Origin of the sequence: Synechococcus sp. H70.1 (assembly GCF_047502705.1) — a bacterium.
Lineage (GTDB): Bacteria > Cyanobacteriota > Cyanobacteriia > Thermostichales > Thermostichaceae > Thermostichus.
The window spans coordinates 1-572 of record NZ_JANSIV010000145.1 but is presented as its reverse complement, the minus strand read 5'-3'; the positions used below and the strand labels follow the sequence as shown (position 1 = coordinate 572).

The following is a 572-nucleotide window of genomic DNA, read 5'->3' as shown; positions in this document are numbered from 1 at the left end:
GCGGGTGCAACCTGCGGACTCCCCTCCCGGCTGCTGAAGATGTTGGAGACCAGAGTTATCAGGCGGGGGCCTTGGTTGCCTGCCCTGGCAATAGGCTGCTGGGGTGTCCCCTGCTCCTGGAGCCTTTGCAAAGCCTGCTGAGAGGGCCAGGCAAGAAAACCTTCCCGGTAAGGATCAGGATCAACCCTAAAGAACTCACTGCGCCCGGCGCAGTCGTTATCACCTTGCCTTGCGAGGGGTCCCAGTTCAAAACGCTCGATCCGCGCGTTGCCTTCCCAGGGAGTGTCCCCTGTTGGGTTGCCGGCGTTGTTGTAGTTGCGGCGCAGGTAGTACACCACCAGAGTGTAAATGCCGCGGCGGCTGACCAGCGTGTCCCAATCCGCATTTCTGCCGTTTGTGATCGGGAACCCAGGGGGTGGTTGGGCAGGCAAGATGGCACGGCCTTCGCGAATCTCTTGCAAGGTGGGGATTGTGTCTCCCGGAGTACCGTCCTTTTGCCGAGTACGGTAACATCCCTGCGGGATCGGTTCCAGCTTCCAAAAGGCAACAACCGGGATAGCATCATCGGGGCG

The 572-nt window shown here is 60.5% G+C and carries 1 pseudogene; it reads right to left on the bottom strand.

The annotated features are described in order from the left end of the window. Positions 1-461: pseudogene (locus NW827_RS09930) on the bottom strand (PddD domain-containing protein); the annotation flags it as partial. Positions 462-572: the final 111 nt, after the last annotated feature.